The organism is Couchioplanes caeruleus (genome assembly GCF_003751945.1).
Taxonomy (GTDB): domain Bacteria; phylum Actinomycetota; class Actinomycetes; order Mycobacteriales; family Micromonosporaceae; genus Actinoplanes; species Actinoplanes caeruleus.
In genome coordinates this window covers 426,122-448,835 of record NZ_RJKL01000001.1, presented here as the reverse complement: position 1 = coordinate 448,835, position 22,714 = coordinate 426,122, and the positions used below count along the sequence as shown (strand labels likewise).

22 protein-coding genes and 1 pseudogene are annotated in these 22,714 nt (G+C 71.6%); 3 read left to right on the top strand and 20 right to left on the bottom strand.

Annotated features, from left to right (window positions below; genetic code table 11):
• The first annotated feature begins 3 nt into the window (after positions 1 to 3).
• Positions 4 to 2,877: a M36 family metallopeptidase gene (locus tag EDD30_RS02240; RefSeq protein ID WP_071806210.1), complete on the top strand. Its 2,874-nt coding sequence runs from the start codon at positions 4 to 6 to the stop codon at positions 2,875 to 2,877.
• Positions 2,878 to 2,944: 67 nt separating this feature from the next.
• On the opposite strand, the gene EDD30_RS02235 is transcribed toward EDD30_RS02240, so the two are convergent.
• The 5 genes from EDD30_RS02235 to EDD30_RS02220 all read right to left on the bottom strand — a co-directional run bounded on the left by EDD30_RS02235 (position 2,945) and on the right by EDD30_RS02220 (position 7,538).
• Complete coding sequence (locus EDD30_RS02235) at positions 2,945 to 4,552, bottom strand: methyl-accepting chemotaxis protein (RefSeq protein WP_071806209.1); 1,608 nt, start codon at positions 4,550 to 4,552, stop codon at positions 2,945 to 2,947.
• 64 nt (positions 4,553 to 4,616) lie between these two features.
• Positions 4,617 to 5,078, bottom strand: coding sequence for a MarR family winged helix-turn-helix transcriptional regulator (locus EDD30_RS38685; RefSeq protein ID WP_170047329.1), 462 nt, complete (start codon positions 5,076 to 5,078; stop codon positions 4,617 to 4,619).
• Between the two features lie 152 nt (positions 5,079 to 5,230).
• Positions 5,231 to 5,791 (bottom strand): hypothetical protein, encoded by a 561-nt coding sequence (locus EDD30_RS02230; protein WP_071806207.1) that lies wholly within the window; start codon positions 5,789 to 5,791, stop codon positions 5,231 to 5,233.
• The gene (locus EDD30_RS02225) at positions 5,788 to 7,152 is read right to left on the bottom strand and encodes a WXG100 family type VII secretion target (RefSeq protein WP_071806206.1); all 1,365 of its coding nucleotides are present in this window, start codon (positions 7,150 to 7,152) and stop codon (positions 5,788 to 5,790) included. The genes EDD30_RS02230 and EDD30_RS02225 overlap by 4 nt, the downstream gene beginning before the upstream one ends.
• On the bottom strand, positions 7,149 to 7,538 hold the full coding sequence (locus tag EDD30_RS02220; RefSeq protein ID WP_071806205.1) for a type VII secretion target: 390 nt from the start codon (positions 7,536 to 7,538) through the stop codon (positions 7,149 to 7,151). Before EDD30_RS02220 ends, EDD30_RS02225 begins: the two co-directional genes overlap by 4 nt.
• Positions 7,539 to 7,782: 244 nt before the next feature.
• On the opposite strand from EDD30_RS02220, the gene EDD30_RS02215 reads away from it, so the two are divergent.
• Positions 7,783 to 8,592, top strand: a complete 810-nt coding sequence (locus tag EDD30_RS02215; protein WP_071806204.1) for a polysaccharide deacetylase family protein — start codon at positions 7,783 to 7,785, stop codon at positions 8,590 to 8,592.
• Here EDD30_RS02215 and EDD30_RS02210 read toward each other — a convergent pair.
• The 5 genes and pseudogenes from EDD30_RS02210 to EDD30_RS02190 form a co-directional block, all read right to left on the bottom strand.
• A complete protein-coding gene (locus EDD30_RS02210; protein ID WP_071806203.1) occupies positions 8,543 to 9,265 on the bottom strand; it encodes a hypothetical protein in 723 nt (240 codons plus the stop codon). The two genes, EDD30_RS02215 and EDD30_RS02210, sit on opposite strands and share 50 nt — an antisense overlap.
• A gap of 68 nt (positions 9,266 to 9,333) precedes the next feature.
• A complete protein-coding gene (locus tag EDD30_RS02205) occupies positions 9,334 to 9,999 on the bottom strand; it encodes a hypothetical protein (protein WP_071806202.1) in 666 nt (221 codons plus the stop codon).
• Positions 9,906 to 10,310 (bottom strand): annotated as a pseudogene (locus EDD30_RS41910) (SRPBCC family protein); the annotation flags it as partial. The gene EDD30_RS02205 and the pseudogene EDD30_RS41910, both read right to left, overlap by 94 nt.
• Positions 10,311 to 10,399: 89 nt before the next feature.
• Entirely contained in the window at positions 10,400 to 10,663 is a 264-nt protein-coding gene (locus tag EDD30_RS02195; protein WP_071806201.1) for a hypothetical protein, read from the bottom strand.
• Between the two features lie 80 nt (positions 10,664 to 10,743).
• On the bottom strand, positions 10,744 to 12,309 hold the full coding sequence (locus EDD30_RS02190; protein ID WP_211277823.1) for a M4 family metallopeptidase: 1,566 nt from the start codon (positions 12,307 to 12,309) through the stop codon (positions 10,744 to 10,746).
• Between the two features lie 182 nt (positions 12,310 to 12,491).
• Here EDD30_RS02190 and EDD30_RS02185 point away from each other — a divergent pair, with 182 nt between their 5' ends.
• On the top strand, positions 12,492 to 13,493 hold the full coding sequence (locus EDD30_RS02185; RefSeq protein WP_071806199.1) for a 3-oxoacyl-ACP synthase III family protein: 1,002 nt from the start codon (positions 12,492 to 12,494) through the stop codon (positions 13,491 to 13,493).
• Between the two features lie 87 nt (positions 13,494 to 13,580).
• Here the strand turns inward: EDD30_RS02185 and EDD30_RS02180 are convergent, their stop codons facing one another.
• From EDD30_RS02180 to EDD30_RS02135, 10 genes are all read right to left on the bottom strand, one after another.
• Positions 13,581 to 14,822: an EAL and HDOD domain-containing protein gene (locus EDD30_RS02180; protein ID WP_244945073.1), complete on the bottom strand. Its 1,242-nt coding sequence runs from the start codon at positions 14,820 to 14,822 to the stop codon at positions 13,581 to 13,583.
• Complete coding sequence (locus tag EDD30_RS02175) at positions 14,819 to 15,697, bottom strand: class I SAM-dependent methyltransferase (RefSeq protein WP_071806198.1); 879 nt, start codon at positions 15,695 to 15,697, stop codon at positions 14,819 to 14,821. The genes EDD30_RS02180 and EDD30_RS02175 overlap by 4 nt, the downstream gene beginning before the upstream one ends.
• Entirely contained in the window at positions 15,694 to 16,128 is a 435-nt protein-coding gene (locus EDD30_RS02170; RefSeq protein ID WP_244945072.1) for a YybH family protein, read from the bottom strand. The genes EDD30_RS02175 and EDD30_RS02170 overlap by 4 nt, the downstream gene beginning before the upstream one ends.
• Before the next feature lie 5 nt (positions 16,129 to 16,133).
• Positions 16,134 to 16,820 carry a formylglycine-generating enzyme family protein gene (locus EDD30_RS02165; RefSeq protein WP_071806197.1) on the bottom strand — a complete coding sequence of 229 codons (687 nt, stop codon included), beginning with the start codon at positions 16,818 to 16,820 and terminating at the stop codon, positions 16,134 to 16,136.
• Positions 16,821 to 17,281: 461 nt separating this feature from the next.
• On the bottom strand, positions 17,282 to 19,126 hold the full coding sequence (gene recQ, locus EDD30_RS02160) for a DNA helicase RecQ (protein WP_071806196.1): 1,845 nt from the start codon (positions 19,124 to 19,126) through the stop codon (positions 17,282 to 17,284).
• A gap of 55 nt (positions 19,127 to 19,181) precedes the next feature.
• Entirely contained in the window at positions 19,182 to 19,781 is a 600-nt protein-coding gene (locus EDD30_RS02155; RefSeq protein WP_071806195.1) for a mycothiol-dependent nitroreductase Rv2466c family protein, read from the bottom strand.
• A 46-nt stretch (positions 19,782 to 19,827) separates the two neighbouring features.
• The gene (locus EDD30_RS41715; RefSeq protein WP_123678028.1) at positions 19,828 to 20,241 is read right to left on the bottom strand and encodes an STAS domain-containing protein; all 414 of its coding nucleotides are present in this window, start codon (positions 20,239 to 20,241) and stop codon (positions 19,828 to 19,830) included.
• Positions 20,186 to 20,833, bottom strand: a complete 648-nt coding sequence (locus EDD30_RS02145) for a GTP cyclohydrolase II (RefSeq protein WP_071806193.1) — start codon at positions 20,831 to 20,833, stop codon at positions 20,186 to 20,188. The genes EDD30_RS41715 and EDD30_RS02145 overlap by 56 nt, the downstream gene beginning before the upstream one ends.
• Before the next feature lie 52 nt (positions 20,834 to 20,885).
• Positions 20,886 to 21,575: a RibD family protein gene (locus EDD30_RS02140; protein ID WP_071806192.1), complete on the bottom strand. Its 690-nt coding sequence runs from the start codon at positions 21,573 to 21,575 to the stop codon at positions 20,886 to 20,888.
• Between the two features lie 37 nt (positions 21,576 to 21,612).
• The gene (locus EDD30_RS02135) at positions 21,613 to 22,668 is read right to left on the bottom strand and encodes a lysylphosphatidylglycerol synthase transmembrane domain-containing protein (RefSeq protein WP_071806191.1); all 1,056 of its coding nucleotides are present in this window, start codon (positions 22,666 to 22,668) and stop codon (positions 21,613 to 21,615) included.
• Between the last annotated feature and the right edge of the window lie 46 nt (positions 22,669 to 22,714).

The window sequence follows — 22,714 nt, the reverse complement described above, 5'->3', positions numbered from 1 at the left end:
TGCGTGCGCATACGCAGACGGTCCGCCGTCGCCGGAATCCTCGCCGCTACCACGATCCTCGCGTCCGCGCCCCTCGGCGCGAGCGCGGCGCCCTCCCACCCGATGCCCGCCATGGCCACGCCGCTGACCGGCGACCACCTCGACGAGGCGTACGCCTTCGTCGACAACCGCGGCGGCACCGCCGCGCCCACCTCGGCCCAGCGCGCCCAGATCCGCGCTGACAACGTCGTCACCCGCTGGAACAGGCTCGGCACGCCCGCCTCGGTCACCCCGGTCAAGGGCCGGCTCGCCACCGGGCCGGCGGGCGCCGCCGACACCGTCGCCCGGCGCTACCTCAAGAACAGCCGCGGCCTCTTCGCGCTGCGCCAGGCGGCGGTCGACGACCTCGAGACCATCGCGACCACGAAGGTCGGCGCCGGCACCGTCGTGCTCCTGCGCCAGCGGTACGGCGACCTGCCCGCCGCCCACGACGGCCTGGTCGCCGTCGCGGTCAAGGGCGGCGACGTCCTGCGGGTCACCTCGTCGCTGAGCCCGCGCACGGCCGAGCCCGCCGCCGCCCGGCTGCAGCCCGCGGACGCCCTCGCCGCCGCCCTCACCGACGCCAGGATCGAGCGGGAGAAGCTCGCCGACTCGCGGGTGCGGCTGGTCGCCGTGCCGATGCCCGGCGCCGATCCGCGCGCCGCGTACGAGGTGGTCGTCATGTCCAACGACGCCGACCATCCGCTGGGGTACACCACCTATGTGGACGCGATCGACGGCCGCATCCTGGTGCGGGAGAACCTCGTGAACTTCGCCGAGGACGACCCGCACTGGAAGGTCTTCCCGGCCACCCCGCCCGCCAACGGCGCGGACGCCCGGCAGATCTGGTGCGTCGCCACCGCCACCGGCTGCAGCCGGCAGGTGCTCGACCCGGCCACCGGCAAGCCCTGGGACGTCGACGCCACCACCGGCACGCCGAGCTTCACCACCAGCGGCAACTCGGCCGACACGGTGCGGCTGTGGGGCAACGGCAACCCGGCGGTGCCCGCCGCCGCGCGGCCCGACCGCGAGTACCTCTACCCGTTCACCAACCAGTGGAACACCAGCAAGTGCGACCCGAACTCGCTGGCCTCCCCCGAGCAGGCCGACGGCGACGCGGCCACCGCCAACCTGTTCGCCATGCACAACCGGATGCACGACTGGTCGTACCGGCTCGGCTTCACCGAGGCGACCTGGAACCTGCAGAAGGTCAACACCGGCCCGTACGGCAAGGCCGGCGACCCCGAGCGCGGCAACGCCCAGCAGGGCGCGGCCACCGCGACCACCCGCAACAACGCCAACCAGGCGACCCCGCCGGACGGCATGCAGCCGACCACCAACATGTACATGTGGCAGCCGTTCGCCGGGGCCGTGTACCCGCCGTGCGTCGACGGTGACTTCGACATGACGGTCATCGGCCACGAGTACACCCACGCCATCAGCAACCGCATGATCGCCGGCCCGGACAGCGGCATCAGCTCCTCGCAGGGCGGGGCGATGGGGGAGAGCTGGTCCGACCTCCTGGCGATGGAGTACCTGTTCGAGAGCGGCTACACCCCGCGGGGCAACACGCCGTACATCACCGGCGGCTACGTGACCGGCGACGTCGTCGCCGGCATCCGCAACTACGACATGAGCAACAGCACCCTCAACTACTCCAACTACGGGTACGACCGTGGCGCGGCCGTCCACTCCGACGGCGAGATCTGGAGCGCGACGAACTTCGACGTCCGCCGCGCCTTCATCGCCCGCTACGGCGCGGGCACCCGTGCCCAGCAGGAGAGCTGCGCGGCGGGCACCACCCCGGTGACCGAATGCCCGGGCAACCGGCGCTGGGTGCAGCTCGTCTTCGACTCGTTCCTGCTGGCCGCGACCGGCACGATCAGCATGCTCGACATGCGCGACAACATGATCACCGCCGACGCGCTGCGCTTCGGCGGGGCGAACGCCGACCTGCTGTGGAACACGTTCGCCACCCGCGGCATGGGCGCCGGCGCCGCCAGCGGCCCGTCGGACGGCGACCCGGTGCCCAGCTTCGCCTCGCCGTACGTGGAGAACTCCGAGGTGACGTTCAAGGCGCTCGGCGAGGCCGCCGGCAAGCCGGTCCGCCTCTACGTCGGTGACTACGACTTCGGCTCGGTGCCGGTCGCCGACACCGACCCGGCCACCGCGCTGCCGGCCACGCTCACGCTGGCCCCGGGCACGTACCGCTTCCTGGCGATCGGCGCGGGCTTCGGCCACAAGCGCTTCACCCAGACCGTCTACCCCGGAGTCACCGCCGACATCGGCGTGGTCATGCCGACCAACCTCGCCTCGGCGGCATCCGGCGCCACCATCACCGGCGACGGTGCCGCCCCCGCCCGGCTCACCGACGACGCCGAGGGCACGGCCTGGACGGCCACCGGCGGCGCCGCCGGCCGCCAGGTCACCGTCGACCTGCCCGCGGACGCCCCCAGACTGGTCTCCCGCGTCCAGCTCAGCGCCTTCCCGGGCGCGGGCGCCCCGACCTCCACGATGTACAGCACGGTTCGCCAGTTCGAGATCCTCACCTGCAACGCGGCGGCGGGCGCGGACTGCGCGAGCGACGCCGGCTACAAGGTGGCCTACACCAGCCCGGCGAACGCGTTCGACACCGGTTCGTACCGGCCCAAGGTGCCGAACCTGGTGCTGAAGTCCTTCCCGGTGCGCCCCACCCCGGCCACGCACGTCAAGCTCCGCATCCTCGGTAACCAGTGCACGGCCAACCCCCTGTACGCGGGCGAGCAGGAGAACGACCCCCGCTCCGCCACCGACTGCGCCTCGGTGTCCCCGGCCGCCGGCACCGCGGTCGCCGCGGAGTTCCAGGTCTTCAGCAGCTGACAGGTAAGGGCCGTGGGGTGCGCGGTGGCGGCCGCACACCCCACGGCCCGCCGTGGGACCTCTTCGGTCAGACGGTGAACGTCTCGGTCAGGCCGCGGATGGAGGCGGCCAGGTCGCCGAGGTTGGTCGCCGAAGCGTTGACCTGCTGAGCGTTGGTCGCCGCGCCGGTGGCACCCGAGGAGACGGTCCTGATGGCCTCGTTCATCGTGCTGACCTGGCTGGTGGTGGTCACGGCGCTGTCGGAGAGCAGGGTGGTCGTGGCGGCCTGCTGCTCGACCGCGGCGGCGATGGTGGTCTGGTAGTCGTTGATCTGCTCGATCACGCCGGTGATGCGCTCGATGGCCTGGACGGCCGCGCCGGTGTCGTCCTGGATCGCGGTGATCCGGTCGACCACCTGCGCGGTGGCCTTCGCGGTCTCGTTGGCCAGGTCCTTGACCTCGGTGGCGACCACGGCGAATCCCTTGCCCTGCTCGCCGGCGCGGGCGGCCTCGATCGTGGCGTTGAGCGCCAGCAGGTTGGTCTGCTTGGCGATGGAGTCGATGAGGGCGATGACGTTGCCGATCTCGGCGCTGGAGGTGCCGAGACGGCTGATGCTGTGGGTGGCGTCGGTGGCGACGGCCACGGCCTCGTTGGCGATGACCGCCGCGTCCGCGGCGTTGCGCGCGATCTCGGCGATCGAGGCGTGCATCTGCTCCGCGCCGCTCGCCATGGTGGTGACCTGGTGGGTCATCGCGTCGGCGGCCGCGTTCATCGACTGCGCCTGGCCGGCGGTGCCGGCGGTGACCTCGGTGATCTCGGCGCTGGCGGCCTCGAGCTGGGTGCTGTTCGCGGACAACGTCTCCGCGGCGGCGTGAAGCTGCTGGATGACCTCACGGTTGTTGGCGACGGCCGTGTCCACGGCCCGCGCCATGCGGGCCAGGTCGTCGTTGCCGGCCAGTTGCACGCGGGCGGTCAGGTCGCCGGCGGCGACCCGCTCCAGGGTGCGCCGCACGGCGCCGAGCGCGGTGCCGATCCGCCGCACGCTGCGCCACGCCACGAGCATCAGCAGCACCAGGCCGATGCCGCCCGCCAGGGCCTGTCCGCGCGCCGCCACCCATGCCGCGCTGTCGATGTCGTCGACCCAGAGGCCCGACCCGACCACCCAGCCCCAGTGGGGCACGCCCTGGACGTAGGCGATCTTCGGCTGCGGGCTGTCGCTGCCCGGCTTGGCCCACTCGTACTCGACGAAGCCGGCCCGCTGGCTCTTCACGACGTTCACCATCTCGACGAAGAGATGCTTGCCGTTCGGGTCCGCGTCGTCCGTCAGGTCGGTGCCGTCGAGCTCGGGCTTGACGGGGTGCATGACCATCTTCGGGGCCATGTCGTTGACCCAGAAGTAGTTGTCGGAGTCGTAGCGCAGCACCTTCAGCGCGGCCGCGGCCTGCTTCTGCGCCTGCTCACGAGTCAGCTCGCCCGTCGCCTCCCGCGCGATGTAGCCGTCCACCACGCCGATGGCCGTCTCGACCAACTGCTGGGTCTGGCGCTCGCGCTCGGCGTACAGATTCTCCCGGGTCGTGATCATCGACGCGGCCAGCATGACGACGACGCTGATCGCGGCGATCATCGTCAGCGTCGCGAGCCGTGCGGTGACGCCCGGCTTGGTGACGTGCCGCAGCCGGTCGGTAATCGCGTGCATGAAGAAGCTCCTTGTGATGCCGGCGCGCCGGCCGATTCGGGGAAGGGGGGATGGCAAGGGTGCGTCAGACGGTGTCGGCGTCGCTGGAAACGACCCGGGCGAGCAGCGCGGCGAGCTCGCGGCGCTCCTCGGCGGTGAAGAGCGCGTGAACGTCGGCGGTCGCGGCATCCAGGTCGTCGCGGACCTGCGCGACCAGTTGCCGGCCGGCATCGGTGATCTCCGCGAGGACGACCCGCCGGTTGTCGCTATCCCGCCGGCAACGCACGAGCTCCCGCCGACTCAGCAGATCCGCCGCGACCGTCACCGACGACGCCGGCAGCCCACCGCGCCGAGCCCACCGCCCCAGCGGCAGCACCGTGCCGATCCCCGCGTCGCTGAGCTCGGTCAGCACCCACCACGCGTTGGGGGTCAACCCGCGCTCTCGCAGCACCCGGGTCAACGGCGCTTCCATGCGCCGCCCACTCAACGTCAACAGCCGGCCCAGCACCGCGGGGCGGATGTCCGGGCTCGTCGCTTCGGTTCTCACCCCATGCCAGTCGGCCGCGAAACTTCCGCGCTGAACGGTTCCGTCCTGACGACCATGAGAGCCGCAGCACAACCCGCGCACCCCGACAACCCAACGGCAACCATCAGTACGCGAGCCGCACCCGGCCGGTGTCGATCTCCGGTGATCAGGGTCTAGTCATCAGGCCCGACGACATACCCGAACTGCGCGATCGAACCGGCGCGATCGATAGCGTCAAGGTCCTCGGAGGCGAAGCTCGGCATCGGCGGCCGGTCCGCGAGCTTGCGCCACAGACCTACGCGCACGGACAGGTTTTCGAGCTCGATGAAGCCCTTCTCGAAGTGGAACCCGCCATCGCGCTCGAAGAGGAGGATCAGCGGCTCGAAGGGATCGTCCAGATCCGGGGGTAGATCGGCTCCGTGCCTGCCGCGCAACGCCGCCCAGTGAAGGATGAATGGCACCACCTCGGTGATGGCGTTCACTGGCCCGCGGCCCACCGTCCGGAGAACGCTCTCCACGACCTCCGGGTCGGCACGGATCCCTGGGTCGATGCATTGGGCGAGGTCGAAGAACGGATTGCGGGTATCACATCCGTAGGCGTCGACCCACTGTGCAATCCGGCGAAAGTACTCCTTGAGCAGCGCCGCCTTCGACCATGACCGGTGCCCATGGCGCGCGTAGTCGATGGCACTCAGGCGATCGGCCATGGCGAGGACGGATTCGTCGGCTGTCATCGCCCCAATCCTCGCAGAGTGGCGTCGACGATCTCATCCAGGTTCGAGAGGTCGTCGGACATCCGGAGCGCCGAGCCGTCCAGGCCGAACTTCCTCCAATGCTGGAACGGAGCCTCGGGCCGCCAGCGGTTGGGAGCCAGATCGTGCGCTCCGGGATGGTCGCGGCTGAGGATGTTAACGCCATCGGCGTCGAACGCGTCGGGATGTGCCGACCGGTAGGGCAGTCCCGCCTCCATCAGCTTGTTCTCCACATACTCATGGGCGGCGAGATCCCGGAAGCGGCTGATGTCTTCCGCGTCGAGGGTGCCGCGGGTTGCGCCTTCCCAGAGGTCGGCGATGTCGTCGTGCGGGGTGAAGTAGCCACGCTCCACCTGATCGGGGCCCAGCGCGACGTCGTGTTGCTGGACGAAGAGGTTCTGGCGCATGCCCTCGACGATCCGGGGGTCGATGCCGGTGTTGGCCGCGACGGCAGGGGTGTCGGCCGGGCTCTCGCGGATGCGGCGGTAGGCGTCGGCGGCCCGCTCGCTGAAACCTTCGCCGTCGTCGATGAAGTCGCTGCCGTGGGGGAAGTCGGGGCGGAACTCGTGGGGTGGAGAGGTGTTGGCGGTGGGGCGGCGGCGGAGTTTGGTGAGGATCTCGGCGAGGTTGTCGAGCATGGGGTGGAGGCGGCGGAGGCTGTTGAGCAGGGCGCGGATGAAGTGCTGGATCTTGTCGACCCATCTGGTGACGAGGGTGGCGACCTGGGAAATGACCAGCGGGGTGGCGAGGCCGAGGGTCAGGCCCGCTTCGGCGAGCCATTGCGGCAGCCGGGCCGCGAGCGTGCCGATGAATTCCGCGATCAGGTCGCGGACGATGCCTCGGACCAGGGCGACCAGCAGGCCGGCGCCCTCCACCGCGTACGAGATGCCGCGTGCCGCGGTGGCGATGCCCTCCAGCGTGTTCAGGTGCATGGTGGCGTGTTCGCGGTAGGCGTCGCCGGATGCGCCGAACCAGCCGGAGACCTCGGCGCGCAGCCGGTCGGCGTAGTCCTGGCGGGCCTGGTCGGTGAAGGCGGCGACGTTGGTCCAGGTGGTGGCGTGGGCGGCGACCTCGTCGGCGTTGCCGGCGAGCCAGTCGAGGGCGTCCTTGAGGGGTTGGACGTGTTCCATCAGCCAGGCGACGCCCCAGGAGGCGAGGGTGCCGAGGGGGTCGATGGCCAGGGAGAGCATGTCGAGGGAGGCGCCGACGCCGCCGAGGCTGGCGTCGACCCAGCTGTTGCCGCGGATGCCGGCGGTGATGTCGGCGGCGTCGCCGACCAGGCCGAGGCCTGTGGACCAGGTGGTGGAGTCGTGGCTCTGCGCCACGAGCGGGTTGGTGCTCACAACGGCAGGTCGGGCGGCGGGTCGAGCGACGATGGGACGTGCGGCGGCCGGTCGGAGGGTGGCAGGTCGAGGAGTGGCCCGCCCGCCGTGCGCACCCGCCGGCTTGTCGCGTTGTCCGTGGCCGTGTGGTCCGCGGCGGCGGCGCGGAGGTTGTCGGCGGTGTCGCGCAGCGTATCGCCGGCGTCGTCGAGGGCGTCGAGGGCGAGGGCGAAGACAGGGCTCAGCAGATTCGGCAGGAACTGGCAGAGCTGGCCGTACGCCTGCGTGTCCATGGTGACCTCGTGCACGGCCGATCGGGCCCGGCCGACCGCCTCGGCGATGCCGTCCACGCCGGCGGCGTGGTGCTCGACCGCCGCGGCCGGGAACCGGACGTCGTCAGCCGGCATGCCGGTCGTCCGGGGCGGGCGGCCGCGACGGCGGGAACCGCTCGGCGCCGGCTGCCGAGGACTCCAGCCACTCCGGGGCCGCTGCTATGTCCCTCATGGAAGTCCTTCCCCGATTTGCCGCACTCTATGGCGGCCGGCGAGCGGGCAGCAACCCCGTCGATGGAGTGGTGACCGTGCGTCGTGCTCCGAGCGCGGGGAGGCACTTCACCGGGACCTGACACGGTGAGGGCCACCATGTCGGGTCATGTCGATCATGCGTGCGCTCACCGCGGTGACGGCGGCCCTGGTCCTCGCGGGTTGTTCCGCCGGTCATACGCCGGAGGCCAGGGCCGGTGCCGGGCCGTCACCCGCCGCCGCGCCCTCCGCGTCCGGTCCCTCCGCCACGGCCCGTCCCGACCGCCAGCACGACGGCTGGCGGGACTCGGACATTCCCGTGTTCGGGCCCGCTCCCGCGCCCGAGAAGATCACCCTGCCGCCGGGTGGGAGCGCGCCTTATCTGCTGCGGATTCCGACGAAGAACAAGGTGGCGTTCCTGACGATCGACGACGGCTTCCTCAAGCACCCCGAGGCGCCGAAGCTGATCGCCGCGGCGGGCGTACCCGTGACGTTGTTCCTCACCACGGATGCGATCAAGGACGACCCGGACTACTTCCGGCCGATGATCAAGGCTGGGGCCGTCGTCGAGTCCCACACGATCACCCACACCAATCTGCGCGGCCAGTCGTACGCGTTCCAGAAGCGCGAGCTCTGCGGCGCGGCCGACAAGCTCGGCGAGTGGTACGGGCGCCGCCCGACCCTGTTCCGCCCGCCCTTCGGCAACCAGGACGCGACGACCCTGAAGGCGGCGCACGACTGCGGCATGAAGGCGGGCTTCATGTGGAAGCAGACCGTCCACGAGGGCAAGGTCCGCTTCCAGGAGGGGCGCCGGGTCCGGCCGGGCGACATCATCCTCATGCACTTCCGCAAGGCGTTCGTGAAGGACTTCCTGTCCGCGCTGCGGGCCATCAAGAAGGCGGGACTGACGCCGGCCCTCCTCGAGGACTACGTCCCCTGAGCCGCTCGGCCGTCCCGGCCGCCAGTCCGCTGAGCAGCACCAGCCAGCCGACCATGAGGACGACACCGGCGGCCCAGTCCTTCGGGGACATGTGCGGCCCGCCGCCCGCGCCGGCGGGGGCCGCCCGGACCAGGCCGAGACGGTCTTCGACCATCGGTACCGGCTCGTCGTCGGTGGCGAAGCCGGCGACCCGCTGGCGCCCGCCGACCAGCGGGGGACCGGCCACCGGGGTGCCGTCGGGGCGTTCCAAGTACAGGTATTTCGCGCACGTTGCGTCGCGGTCGCCGGCCGGCCCGGTCCCGCTCGCGCCGCATGCCACCTCGCTGTCGACCACCCTGGCGGCGACCGGACGCCCCAGCAGGTGCAGGTAGCCGCTGCGGGTGGCCTCCGATCCGGCGCAGAACGCCGTCGGTCCGACGATCAGTTGCCCGACGAGCACGACCTTCAACCAGCGGACGGGTAGGTCGAGGAACAGCAGGAGGACCGGAGCGGCGAGAATGCCTGCGAAGCCGGTCACGAACACGACCGTGGTGAGGAAACCCCGGCCCTCGCTGCCGCCGGCGAGCGCCAGCGGTGCGAGGAGATCGGTGCAGGCGGCGGTGAACAGCCCCGCCAGTCGCAGCCACCGTAGGGACCACGGCTCCGGCGCACCATCTCCCCTGTCCGATGTCATGACCACGAACCTAGGCACCCCATGTCAGCGAAGTCGCGGGTGCGATGTGAGAGTTCGGTAAGGATCCGCTACCGCCACTTGAAGAAGCGGCGCCGCGGTCGTGGCGCGTCGAGCCGCAGGCTGCGGGCGACCACGTCGACGACGCGGCGGACGCCGGTCTCGTTGCCCGCGGGTGCCTGCCCGGTGACCACCAGCAGGTCGCCCGGCGCGAGCACGGCGTACTGGTGTCGCTGCCACCAGGTCTCGCCGTCGCGGACATAGCCCAGCTCCAACCACATCTCCTCCGCGGACATGTCCGAGGAGAGCAGCTCCTGCCCGGGCCCGATCAGGTGGTCGGGTGGCGGAACGGACCCGCCGCCGGCGCAGCGGGGACCGCGCAGCATGACGAGAGCCCCGTTGTCGCCGTGCAGTTCCGTGCTCCAGACGCCCGCGCCGGGATCCGCGGTGACGACCCGCACCCCCTCCGGCCAGCGGCAGACCATGCCCGCCTGGGAAAGACTCCAGTACGGCTGGTCGTCGGCGGCCGGCTCGGCCACCGCGCGCAGCCCGCCCGCACCCGGCGCCTGCGCGAGCCCGGCACGGCCGCCGTCCACCGTCACGACATTGTTGCTGAGCTGTCCGTCCGCCGTCGATGCCGAGATCAGCGCGTCCGGGTGCGTGCCCTCGCCGCCGACCCTGCCGATCTGTATCGCACCCGTGGCCGTGAGCCGGGTGCCGTAGCCGATGATCTCCATGGCCGCAGGAGAATAGCGGCGTTCCTGCGGGATCGGTCAGTGGGTCGGCTGGTGCGGCAGCGTGGCCGGTGGGAGGCGAGGCCGTCGGCCATCCGCCGCATGACCCGGGGCATGACGCGCTTCATCGGCCAGCCGAGCCCCCAGCGGGCGTGGTACCTGCCGTGCCAGTGGATCGTGGTGCCGCCGTCGGACGTGGAGGCGAGGTCGACGACCGCCCGGTAGTTCCGGATGGTCGGGTTGAAGGCGTCCTCGTAGGACAGCCGCTTCTGCTCGACGAGTCCGGTCAGCCGTTCTCCGGTCACCGTCCGCCCGGTGCGGAACGCGCGGACGGCGCCGACGGGGTCCCGGCCGTCGGGATCGAGGCCGCTGGACCGCCGAGTCGAACACCGCGGCCGCCGTACTAGGAGAGCGGGCGGCGCATGGAGTACGTGACGCCGTGCAGGCGGTGCGGCTCATTGATCACGTGGATCGCGGCGCGGTCGTACGCCTGCCAGCCGGCCGCCCCCGCCCGGTTCAGGTGGCGCAGGTCGTCGAAGCGCTCGTCGGTGCCCCAGCGCAGCACCCCGCCCGGATGGTAGAACGTGGCCGTCCAGTCCATGAACCGGTCGGCGCCGAACGTCCCGGCCGCGCGGTATTCGAGGCGTGCGTACTCCCAGTTGGTCACAGTCAAGATTATCTCTGTGCGGCGCGGGGCCGCGCGTCGTGACGCGCGGCCCCGCGGTGATGCTGTGCTGCTGCGGCGGTTCAGGCCACGCTGACCGCGGACCATGCGGCGGCGGTGGCGTTGTACTCGGTGCTGCCGGCGCCGTAGAGGTCGCGGGCGGCGTTGAGGGTGGCCGTACGGGCCCCGGCGTAGTTGGTGCCCGAGGTCATGTACGTGGTCAGCGCCTTGTAGAAGATCGCGCCGGCCTTGTCGTTGCCGATGCCGGTCACCGTGCTGTTGTTGCAGGTCGGGCTGTTGTACTGGACCCCGTTGATGGTGTGGGCCCCGCTGCCGACCGCGAGCAGGAAGAAGGCGTGGTTGCCGACGCCGGAGGAGTAGTGCACGTTGAGGTTGCCGACGGTGCTGCTCCAGCAGCTCGCGGAGTCGCCGTCCTTGGACGGGTCGTCCATGTAGCGCAGCGGCGTGTGGTCGAGCGCGATCTCCTCGCCGATGAGGTAGTCGGCCACGTCCTCGCTGTTGTTCGAGTGGAACTCGACGAGCGTGCCGAAGACGTCGCTCATCGACTCGTTGATGCCGCCGGACTCGCCACTGTAGACGAGGCCCGCCGTACGGGAGGTGACGCCGTGGGTCATCTCGTGGCCGCCGACGTCGAGCGACGCGAACGGGCCGTAGTTCGTGCCGTCGCCGTCACCGTAGATCATGCAGAAGCAGGTGTCGGACCAGCCGGCGTTGTTGTACCGGTTGCCGTAGTGCACCTTGTTGAAGCTGCCCTTGCCGTCGCCCGCGATGCCCTGGCGGCCGAACTTCTCGAGGTAGTAGTCCCACGTCTCGGCGACACTGTACTGGGCGTCCACGGCGACCGTCTGCCGGTTGTTGAGCTGGCCGGTGCCCCAGACGTTGTCGGCGTCGGTGAACAGGGTGCCCGGGCCGAAGCGGCGGTTGTTCATGTCGACGGTGTAGTTGTTGCCGCGCTCGGGGTCCTTGAGCTGGTACGTCGAGCCGGACTTCGTCGTGTCCAGTTCCACGGCACCGACGTTGTGGCCGGTTCCGGTGCCCTCGACCGTCTGCACCTCGGCCCACTTGTCGACGACCTTGCCGCTGTGCGCGTCGACGAGGACGTGGGTCACGCCGTCGCCACCCTCGGGGTCCGGCACCGTGACGAGCGTGCGCCACACGAGCACCGGCGTCGCGGGAAGCGCGTCGACGGCCAGGGTGGTGGGCGCGCCGGCGATGGCCTTGCCGCCGAGCGCCCTCGCCGCGGCCTTGACCGCCTTGGCGGCGGTGAGCGTCGGGGAGGTGGTCATGGTGATGGGTGCGAGCTGCGTCTTGGTCACGGCGCTCAGCGCGCCGGAGCCGCTCATATGGGCGATCACGTCGCCGCCGATGACCGGCAGCCCCTGGTATGTGCGGTTGAGGTGGACGTGGCTCGCGCCGTTCTTCTCGACCAGCACGCCGCGCTGGGCGAACGTGTCCGAGGCGCCGGCCGCGAAGGCGGCGGCGTTGCTGCCGATGGCGCTTGTGGCGCGGCTGGCGGCGAGGGCGGGGGTGACCGGCTGCGGCTCGGCGGCGGCCTGCGCCGCGACGGGTGCGGCGAGTGCGGCCGAAGCGGCCAGCGTGGTGGCGGTGACGATGGCTCTGGTGCGCACCGATTCTCCTCTCGTGGCCGGCCGGATGCGGCCGACTGGCATAGATCTTTGTGAATACCTCGCGAAATGGGAAGGGCTTTTGGTGACAAACTTGTGACTCAGAGGTGCATATATGGACGTCGCTGACACAATTTCGCCGGTGATGTCTCAACCACGACGCCGCGGGGCCGATGAGGGCGGTCATGCAGTCGACACCGCGCGCCGGCATCCTCGGCACGGGCTCGTACGTGCCCGAGCACGAGATCACCAACGAGGACCTGGAGCGGCGGGTGCCCGGCGCCACCGCGGAGTGGATCTCTCGCAAGACGCTGATCGAGGCGCGCCGCTTCGCCGCGCCGGACGAGGCCACCTCCGACCTGGCCATCCGGGCGGCGGGCGCGGCCCTGCAGGACGCCGGCATCGCCGCGGACCGGGTCGACTACCTCATCGTGTCGACCTCGACCGGTGACTCGCCGCAGCCGCCGACCGCGTCGCTGGTGCAGCATGCACTCGGCGCGCACCGGGCCGCCGCCTTCGACATCAACGTCGTCTGCGCCGGCTTCGTCTTCGGTCTCGCCCTGGCCGAGAGCCTCGTCGCGGTGCGGCCCGATGCGGTCGTCCTGGTCGTCGCCGCCGACGTGTACTCGCGCATCCTCGACTTCGACGACCGCCGCACCGCGATCCTCTTCGGCGACGGCGCGGGCGCGGCTGTCGTCGGCGCGGTGCCGGCGTCGTACGGAATGGTCGACGTGGAGCTGGTGACCCGCGGGGACGCGCACGAGCTGATCCACGTCAAGGCCGGCGGTAGCCGCCTGCCCGCCTCCGCCGAGACGCTCGCCGAGGGTGGCCACTTCTTCCGGATGAACGGCCGCGGCGTCCGCGACTTCGTCATGGCCGGCGTGCCGCCGGTCCTGCACGATCTGCTCAAGCGCGCGGGTGTCACTGCCGAGGAGGTCGACCACTTCGTGCCGCACCAGGCGAACGGCGTGATGCTCCAGGAGCTCGTGGAGGCGGCGGGACTCACGCGGGCGCGTACCCATCTGGTGCTGGACCGCTATGGCAACACCGGGAGCGCCTCGGCGGCGATCGCGCTGGACGCGGCCGCGCGCAGTGGCGCGCTGCGCGACCGGGACCTGGTGCTGATCGCCGGGTTCGGCGGCGGCATGTCGGTGGGGGCGGCCCTGCTGCGCTGGTACGCCGCCTGACCGTCCGTCGGCGGTATCACGAACGGAAAGCCCGTTCCACCTGCCAGGTGGAACGGGCTTCGTGTTCTCCGATGGATGGATGTGCGGTCAGGCGGCGTTCTGGGTGGCCGCGACCGCCATGGTCGACCAGCGCATCGCCGCCATGACCGTGCCGGAGAGGTCGTCGCCGGAGTAGGCGGCGGCCACGGCGCTCAGGTCGCCGCGCTCGTACGCGTCGACCACCCGCAGCACCTGGCCCAGCGAGCCGGTCCCGCGCTCCAGGGCCTTGGTGATGTCCGTGCTCAGTGGAAGCTGGTGCGCGATCGCCGCCGGCGTCATCCCGATCATCTGGGCGACCGCGGTGATCAGCCCGGCCATGAACGCGGCGTCGGGGTCGGCGCCGAACGCCGGGGCCACGTGCTCGCAGAGCCGGGCCCGGGTCAGCGCGTCCGCCATCTGCACCTCGGTCGCCTCGGCGACATCGTCGACGACCATGAGCATCGCCCACTGGCGGATGTGCGCAAGGCCGAGCATGACGACGGCCTGGCGTACGGACGACACCCGGCTGGTGGCGCCGGCGGCGACCGAGTTGCTGGCCCGCAGCACCCGGAGCGTCAGGGCGGGGTCGCGCGCGATGATGGACAGCACCTGCTCGAGATCGGCGTCCGAGGCGGACAGCGCCCCGATCAGCTCCAGGCGGCGCAGCTTCGACGGGGTCAGGCTCGCCGCGGTCAGCACCTGCGGGCGGCTGAGCACGTAGCCCTGGCGCAGCTCGAAGCCGTACCTGTTGCTGAGCGCCAACTGCTCGCCCGTCTCCAGGCCCTCGGCGACGATCTTGATCTTGGGGTACTCGCGGCAGGCCGCGACGATCGCGTCGAGGTGATCCGGCTCGGCCGCCAGCAGGTCCAGCTTGACGAAGTCGGCCAGCGGCAGCAGCCGCTCGTGACCCGAACCCCAGACGAAGTCGTCCAGCGCGATCCGGTAGCCCTTCGCGGCGAGGGCGGTGACCCCGTCGACGACCTCGTCGTCCACGTCGACCGTCTCCAGCACCTCCAGCACCACGTGTTCGGGGCCGAACGGCAGGGTCAGCTCCCCGGTGAGGAACTCCCGGGTCATGTTGATGAAGCAGGTACGGTCGCCGACGACCTCGTCGATCCCGAACTCGGTGAACGTGTTGACGATGACCTGGCTGGTCGCGTACGTGTCGCGGCGCCCGGCCTCGACCGCGTCCATGCTGCCGCGGAACAGCAGCTCATAGGCGACGACGTCGCCGGTCACGTCGAAGATCGGCTGCCGGCCGACGTGCACGAGCTGTGTGCCCGGCAACGGGTACGGCACCAAGGGGTTCACGTCGTCTGTGATCGGCCGGCGTCGTCCCGGCTTGAGGTTTCTGCGAGCAGGGCGTAGAACAGGGGCACTTTCGGTGCGGACTCCGGAAGGCGCCACCAGCCGCGGGGCGTACGGTCCATGTGCGGCCAGCGCGGCCACGGCAGCTCGTCGCTCTCCCGCAGCGACCGGATCCGCAGCCCGGCGCCGCTCAGCGCGGTGACGACCTCGCCCAGCCCGTGCGCCCACTCGTAACTGGTCGTCGCCCGGGTCAGCGCCGGTCCGTCGGTGTAGGTGCGGGTGGCGTCGAGCTCGGCGGCGCCGCGCCCGCCGATCATGTCGCGGCGCAGCTCCAGCCCGGTCTCCCGCGGGTCCGCGGGGACCAGGCCGAGCGAGACCAGGGCGGGATGGAACTCGACGACGTACGCCCGGCCGCCGGGCCGCAGCAGCCCGGCGAGCACCCGGGCCCATTCGTCCAGGTCAGGCAGGTAGCAGAGCGCGCCCTTGCCGGTGTAGACGACATCGAACCGGCGGCCGCCGAGCAGCTCGGCGGCGTCGTAGACGTTGCCGTGCACGTACTCGACCGCGAGGCCGTGGCCGGCGGCGATCCGCCGGGCCTCGGCGACCGCGGCGCCGGACAGGTCCAGCCCGGTGACGCTGCGCGCGCCGCGCCGGGCGAACGCGACGGTCTCGGTGCCGAGGTGGCACTGCAGGTGCAGCACGTCGAGGCCGGAGAGGTCGCCCAGGTCCGCCCACTCGTAGGCGGCGAACCAGTCCTGCGGGTCGCGCCCGGCGACGTCGTAGAACCGGCTCGCCACGTGGATCGGGGTGCGCTCGTCCCAGTTCGCCTCGATGCTCGCCATCCGGGCCCGGGTCGCTTCGTCGAAGAGATCGGTCATGCCCTCGAGCTAAGCGTGTTCTGGTCGTGCACGAGAAGCCAGGTCCCGCCGACGCGCGCGAAGACCAAGGTCAACACATAGCTCATCGCGTACGGCCGGCCGCCCGCGTCCAGGTCGTCGTAGGTGACGGCGTACGTGGCGAGACCGGTGTCACCCGTCTCGACGCGGCGCAACGGCTCCAGCGTCCACGTCCAGTCGGGATCGGCGAACCAGTCCCGGTGGAAGGCGGCCACCTCCTCGCGGCCCGCCAGCATCCGCCCGTTCGGCGCGATGATAGCCACGTCGTCGTGCACGGTGGCGAGAAACGCCTCCAGGTCACGGGCGGCGATGGTGGCCAGGTGATGCTCGACGGCCTCGGCGAACTGCATTCGGTGGTCCCTTCCGCTGATGATGTGCCGGCGCAGCATGCCACCGGCGGAACGCCCCGGCACCACATTTACCTCGGCGGTGCGACGTGACCGTCGAGGGAACGCGCAAGGCGGAACCCCAGGTCGTCGATCCGAAGGCTGGGATGGGTGCGCCGGCGTACCGAGACCCGGCAGCTCCAGGGCTCGTCGAACCACCCGCCGCCGCGCAGGACCCGGTAACCGCCGTAGACCTCGGGGTCGTAGAGGTCCCAGCACCACTCCCAGACGTTGCCCAGCATGTCGTGCAGGCCCCACGGGTTCGGCCGTTTGCCGCCGACCGGGCGGGGTTGTTCGTCCGAGTTGCCGCGGTACCACGCGATCTCGTCGAGGGCCCCGTACCGCGGGCCGGTCGTCCCGGCCCGGCACGCGTGCTCCCACTCGGCCTCGGTCGGTAGCCGGTACCCGTCGGCGGTCGCGTCGCACTCGACGCTCTCGCCGCGGATCCGATACGCCGGGCGCAGACCTTCGTGGTGGGACAGGGTGTTGCAGAAGCGGACCGCGTCCAGCCACGACACGCCCACCACAGGCAGTTGGTCGCCGACTGCCGTGCCCGGCCGGTGACCGGTGCTGCGGGCGTACAGCCGCCGGGTCACCGGGACCGCGGCGAGCCGGTACGGCGTGAGCTCGACCGACCAGCGGGACTGCGTCCTGCGGTCCGACAGGGTCACCCGGCCGGCCGGGATGGTGATCATCTCGATGCGGGGATCGGCGTCCATCGACGAGTGAGTCTACCCACGGCCGGGCACTGCCCCGGGCGAGACGCCGGCCACCCCGCACCCGACCGGGCGTGAGCTCGCGGTGGTCAAATGGAGCGGCGTCGCCGGGCCACGAGGGTCAATGCCAGAAGCGTTCGTCGACCTGGCGGGCCAGGAGCACCGGGCTGTCCCGCCGGACGGACAGACTCACCGCGTCGTACATACCGGCCCCGATGCCCGGCGCGGCGTCCAAGGTTACGAAATCTCCGCTCGGCGGTCTGCGGCAGGATCAGCCGCCACGCGTGGTCGCCGGCCGATGGGTAGGCCGCGGGCCATATCCGCATGACCACGCCGCCGGCAGCCACGACGGCACGTTTCTCCACGGTGTACAGGTTCGTGTAACCCATCGGGACGGCGATGTCGCCGTCCCTGCGAACCTCGACACCGAGCACCGTGCAGGTGAAGCCGTCGAGGGTGGCGGGCTACTCGGGCGCGGCGAGGGCGTCGAGGACCTGCTGGCCGAACTTGGCCAGTTTGGTCTCGCCGACGCCGCCGACCGTGGAGAGCTCGGCGAGCGAGCCCGGACGCAGCGTGGCGATCTGGCGCAGGGTGGCGTCGTGGAAGATGACGTAGGCCGGGACGCCGGCCTCGCGGGCGGCCGCGGCGCGCCAGGCCCGCAGCCGCTCGAAGACGGCGGCGGCGGCCGGGTCGAGGTCGGCCGCCGGGGTGGCCTGCGGCGACGAGGAGCGGCGGGCACGGGGGGCGCGGGTGCGTTCCGGCTCCCGGCGCATCATCACCTGGTGCTCGCCGCGCAGGACGGCGCTGCTGGCGTCGGTGAGGGTCAGGGTGCCGTAGTCGCCCTCGACCGCGAGCAGGCCCTGGGCCAGGAGCTGCCGGACCACCCCGCGCCACTCCTGCTCGCGCAGATCCGTGCCGATGCCGAAGACCGACAGCTCCTGGTGGCGGAACTGGGTGACCTTCTCGGTGGTCTTGCCGAGCAAGATGTCGATCGATTGGCCCGCGCCGAACTTCTGGCCGCGCTCGCGCTGCAGCCGCAGCACCGTCGACAGCAGCTTCTGGGCCGGCACCGTGCCGTCCCAGGACTCCGGCGGGGTGAGGCACGTGTCGCAGTTGCCGCAGGCGGGGTCGGCCGTCTGACCGAAGTAGGCCAGGAGCTGCGCGCGCCGGCACTGGACCGTCTCGCACAGGGCCAGCATCGCGTCGAGGTGGGTGCCGAGGTTGCGGCGGTGCGCGAGGTCGCCGTCCGAGGTCTCGATCATCTTGCGCTGCTGGACGACGTCCTGGAGCCCGTAGGCGAGCCATGCCGTCGAGGGCAACCCGTCGCGCCCGGCCCGGCCGGTCTCCTGGTAGTAGCCCTCGACCGACTTGGGCAGGTCGAGGTGGGCCACGAACCGCACGTCGGGCTTGTCGATGCCCATCCCGAACGCGATGGTGGCGACCATGACCAGGCCGTCCTCGCGCAGGAACCGGCTCTGGTTGGCGGCGCGGGTGCGCGCGTCCAGCCCCGCGTGGTACGGCAGCGCGGCGATGCCGTTCTGGGTGAGGAACTCCGCGGTCTTCTCCACCGAGGCCCGGGAGAGGCAGTAGACGATGCCTGCGTCGCCGGGATGCTCGGTGCGCAGCAGGTCGAGAAGTTGGCGGCGCGGCTCGTTCTTGGCGACGATGCGGTACTGGATGTTGGGGCGGTCGAAGCTGGCCGTGAAGTGCCGGGCGCCGGTGAGGTCGAGCCGGGTCGCGATCTCCTCGCGGGTGGCGCTGGTGGCCGTGGCGGTCAGCGCGATGCGGGGCACCTCGGGCCAGCGCTCGTGCAGCATCGACAGGTTGAGGTAGTCGGGCCGGAAGTCGTGGCCCCACTGGGAGACGCAGTGCGCCTCGTCGATCGCGAAGAGCGAGATCCGCCCCCGGTCGAGCAGGCGCTGGGTGGCCGCGACGCCGAGGCCCTCGGGCGCGACGTAGAGCAGGTCGAGCTCGCCGGCGAGGAAGAGCTGCTCGGTCAGCCGGCGCTCGTCGGGAGCCTGGGTCGAGTTGAGGAAGCCGGCGCGCACGCCGAGGGTGCGCAGCGCGTCGACCTGGTCCTGCATCAGCGCGATCAGCGGGGAGATCACCACCCCGGTGCCGTCGCGCACCAGCGCCGGGATCTGGTAGCACAGCGACTTGCCACCGCCGGTGGGCATCAGCACCAGGGCGTCGCCCCCGCCGATGACGTGCTCGATGATCTCGCGCTGCCCGCCGCGGAACCCGGCGTAGCCGAAGATCCGGTTGAGCACGTCGAGGGCGGGGCCGGCGAGCGGGGGAGCGGAAGTCACCCCGCGAGTTTAGTGACCCCGCCGCGGGCGGGGTCGCACCCTGTGGACGACGGGTTCAGTCGAAGTTCAGCCCGCCCGTACGCGTGCGCTTGAGCTCGAAGAAGTCGGGATAGCCCGCCATCGCCACGGCACCGTCGAAGATGCGGAGCGCCTGCTCGCCGCGCGGAATGCTGCTCAGCACGGGACCGAAGAACGCGACGCCGTCGATGTGGATGGTGGGCGTGCCGACGTCCTCGCCGACCGGGTCCATGCCCTCGTGGTGGCTACGGCGCAGCTCGGCGTCGTACTCGTCGGTCTTGGCCGCCGCCGCGAGCTCCGCGGGCAGACCGACCTCGGCGAGGGACTCCGTGACCACTAGCTCCGGGTCCTTCTCGCCCCGGTTGTGGATCCGGGTGCCGAGCGCCGTGTACAGCGGGCCGAGGATCTCGTCGCCGTGTTTCTGGGCGGCGGCGGTGACGACCCGGACGACGCCCAGCGACTGGTTGATCAGCTCGCGGTATCCCGGCGGGACGTCCCGGTTCTCGTTGAGTACGTAGAGGCTCATCACGTGCCAGCGCAGGTCGATCTCGCGCTGCTTCTCGACCTCGAGGATCCAGCGCGAGGTGATCCAGGCGAACGGGCAGGCGGGATCGAAGTAGAAGTCGACTCTCGTCATGGTCCGACCATAGCCTCGCCCACCGCTCCCGCCGGGCGAACCGCCATCAGCGTGGCGGCGTCCGCCCCGCCGCGTCGGTGCGGTGCGGCAGCGCGACCAGGTCGAGCACGAGCTGCGCCGCGCTGCCCGCCGCCGCATGCAGGTCGAGGCCGCTGCCCTGCTGCCGGTGCTGTTCGGCCACCGTGTGCAGGGCGGACACGCCGGCGCTGGCCAGATGCGACACCCCGGTCAGGTCCACGGCCCGCGGGAGGTTGCCGCCGCGGGTCAGGCGCATCGGCTCCTGGCGCAGCTCGGCGGCGCTGGCGGCGTCGACCGTGCCTGTGACGCGGATCTCGGTCTCGCCGGTCTCCTCACGCCCTCGCGCCCGGGGTTCACCCGGGCCGGGGTGCGGCGGCCGTGGGCCGTCAGAGTCCGGGGATGTCGAGGGTGTGCGCGGTGTGCGTCGCCTTCGTCGCGAGATAGCGCAGGTTGGCCGGAGACAGGTGCACGCCGGTCGGGATCCGCTCCTTGATCTCGATCCCGTAGGCCTGGAGCTGGTCGGCCTTGTCCGGGTTGTTGCTGAGCAACCGGATCTTGTCGGCGCCGAGGGCGAGCAGCATCTGCGCCGCCGCCGTGTAGTCGCGCTCGTCCTCGCCGCGGCCGAGCGCCACGTTCGCCTCGTACGTGTCCAGCCCGGCCTCCTGCAGCGCGTACGCGTCGAGCTTGGCGTACAGGCCGATGCCGCGACCCTCCTGGCGCAGGTAGAGCAGCAGCCCGCCGGTGCCGGCGATGCGCTCCACCGCCTCGCGCAACTGGGGGCCGCAGTCGCAGCGCTGGCTGCCGAAGACGTCGCCGGTCAGGCACTCGCTGTGCGGACGCACCAGCGGGGCGTCGCCGATCGCGTTCTCCCAGTCGCCCAGGCCCAGGGCCAGATGTTCGCGGCCGTCGACGAGGCCGTCGAAGGTCAGCACGCGGGCCGTGGTGGCGTACCCGTCGGCGAAGCGCAGGGGAACGGTGACGCGGGTCCGTACGGTGGCTTCCGGAACGTCCTTCCAGCCCAGCGTGTCGGACATCGGGCCCCCATTTCGGTGGTCGGATTGAGGTTCAAGCACGGCGGTCAACGCATCACTCCTGGAACCGGTCGGAAAGGGCGTAGCGCAGCAGGACCACGTCGCCGATCTGGCGGACCGCGATCAGGTCGGCCCGGCGCTGCGGGCCCCATGGGAACGTGCCGTCGCCGACGAAGCGAGGCGCCTGGGAATCGCCGACGAAGAACGGCGCGACCACCAACTGGAGCTCGTCGGCGAGCCCGGCGGTGAGGAACTGGGTGTGCATGCTGCCGCCGCCCTCGACCATGAGGCGGCGGATGCCGCGGCGGGCCAGGTCGCCGGTGACGCCCGGCAGGTCGATCGGGTCGCCGGCGTCGATCACGGTGGCCCGGTCCTCCAGCCTGCGCCGCGCCGACGGCACCGCCGGGGTGGCGCAGTAGACGAGCTTCTCCGCCTCGCCGAGGGTGAAGAACCTGGCCTGTGGATCGAGGTCGCAGGTGCCGGTGACGGTGACCTTGACCGGGTCGGGCCGCTCGCCGCGGGCCACCCGGGCCCGGCGCCGGGCCTCGTCGCGGACCAGCAGCCGCGGGTTGTCCTGGCGGACCGTGCCCGCGCCGACCAGGATCGCGTCGCAGCCGGAGCGGACCTCGTCGACCCGGTCGAAGTCGGCGTCGTTGGAGAGCAGGAGCCGTTCGTCGCCGGCGCTGTCGACATATCCGTCGATGGACATGCCGCAACTCAGCAGCACGTACGGTCGATCTTCCACCGCCCCAACATAATCGCCATTCAGGGTGACGGCACACTCACGCACTGCTGCCAACCAGCTCCCGCGCGGGCAGCGCGATGGCAGGTCGCATCGCGACGATCTCGACGGCGACGGGGGCCGGCCGCGAGGCGATCGCGGCCGGGCGGGCGCTGACGGCCTTCGTCCGCTTGCGGGCGAGGAGGCGGGCCGCGATGACGACCAGGCCGGGCAGCGCCGCGACGAACGCGAACAGCCCGTAGACCACCGCGATGGTCAGCCCCTGGGTGGCGCTGAGGCCCGCGGCACCGAACGCCCACGCGGTCACGCCCTCCCGGGGTCCCCAGCCGCCGATGTTCACCGGCAGCGTCATGGCGAGCAGGGCGAGCAGCATCAGCGGGGCCAGGCGCAGCACCGAGGCCTCGGAACCGGCCGCCCGGGCCGCGACGACGAACGTCGCCAGGTGCCCGGCCAGCGCGGCGGTGGAGGCCAGCACGATGGCGGGCCACGTGCGCCGGGCGAGCAGGCCGGTGCGGATCTCGCCGACCGCGGTGCGGGCCGCGCGGGCCCACCGGGACGCGCCGCGCCGCAGCCGGCCCATCGCCACGATCAGCAGGACCGCCACGCCTGCGACGGCCGCGGCCGCGACCGCGAGCGTGCGGCCGTGCTCGTGCACCTGCGTCAGGACCGGCGACGGGACGGTCAGCAGCACGGCGAGGCCCACCGTGATGAGCACGATCTGCCCGGCCGTGCGCTCCAGCACCACCGCGCGGACGCCGCGGCCGATGTCACCGGAGTCCCGTCCGTGCTGCACGGCCCGGTCGACGTCGCCGAGCACCCCGCCCGGCAGCGCCGCGTTGACGAACAGCGCCTTGTAGTAGTCGGCGGTCGCGCTCCGCAGCGACAGGCGCAGGCCCAGGCCGCGGGCGACCAGGCACCAGCGCCAGGCGCTGAGCACCGTGGTGGCCACGCCGATCGCGAAGGCGGCGCCCAGCGTGCCCACGTCGATCACCCGCAGGCCGTCGAGGAAGGCGCCCGTGCCCAGGCGCCAGAGCAGCACGGCGAGTATGCCCACCCCGCCGAGCACTCGCACCCAAGCCCAGATCGATCGGTTCATCTGCCGTCCCCTCCGCGATCACCCATCCTGCATTCCATACGTCCGG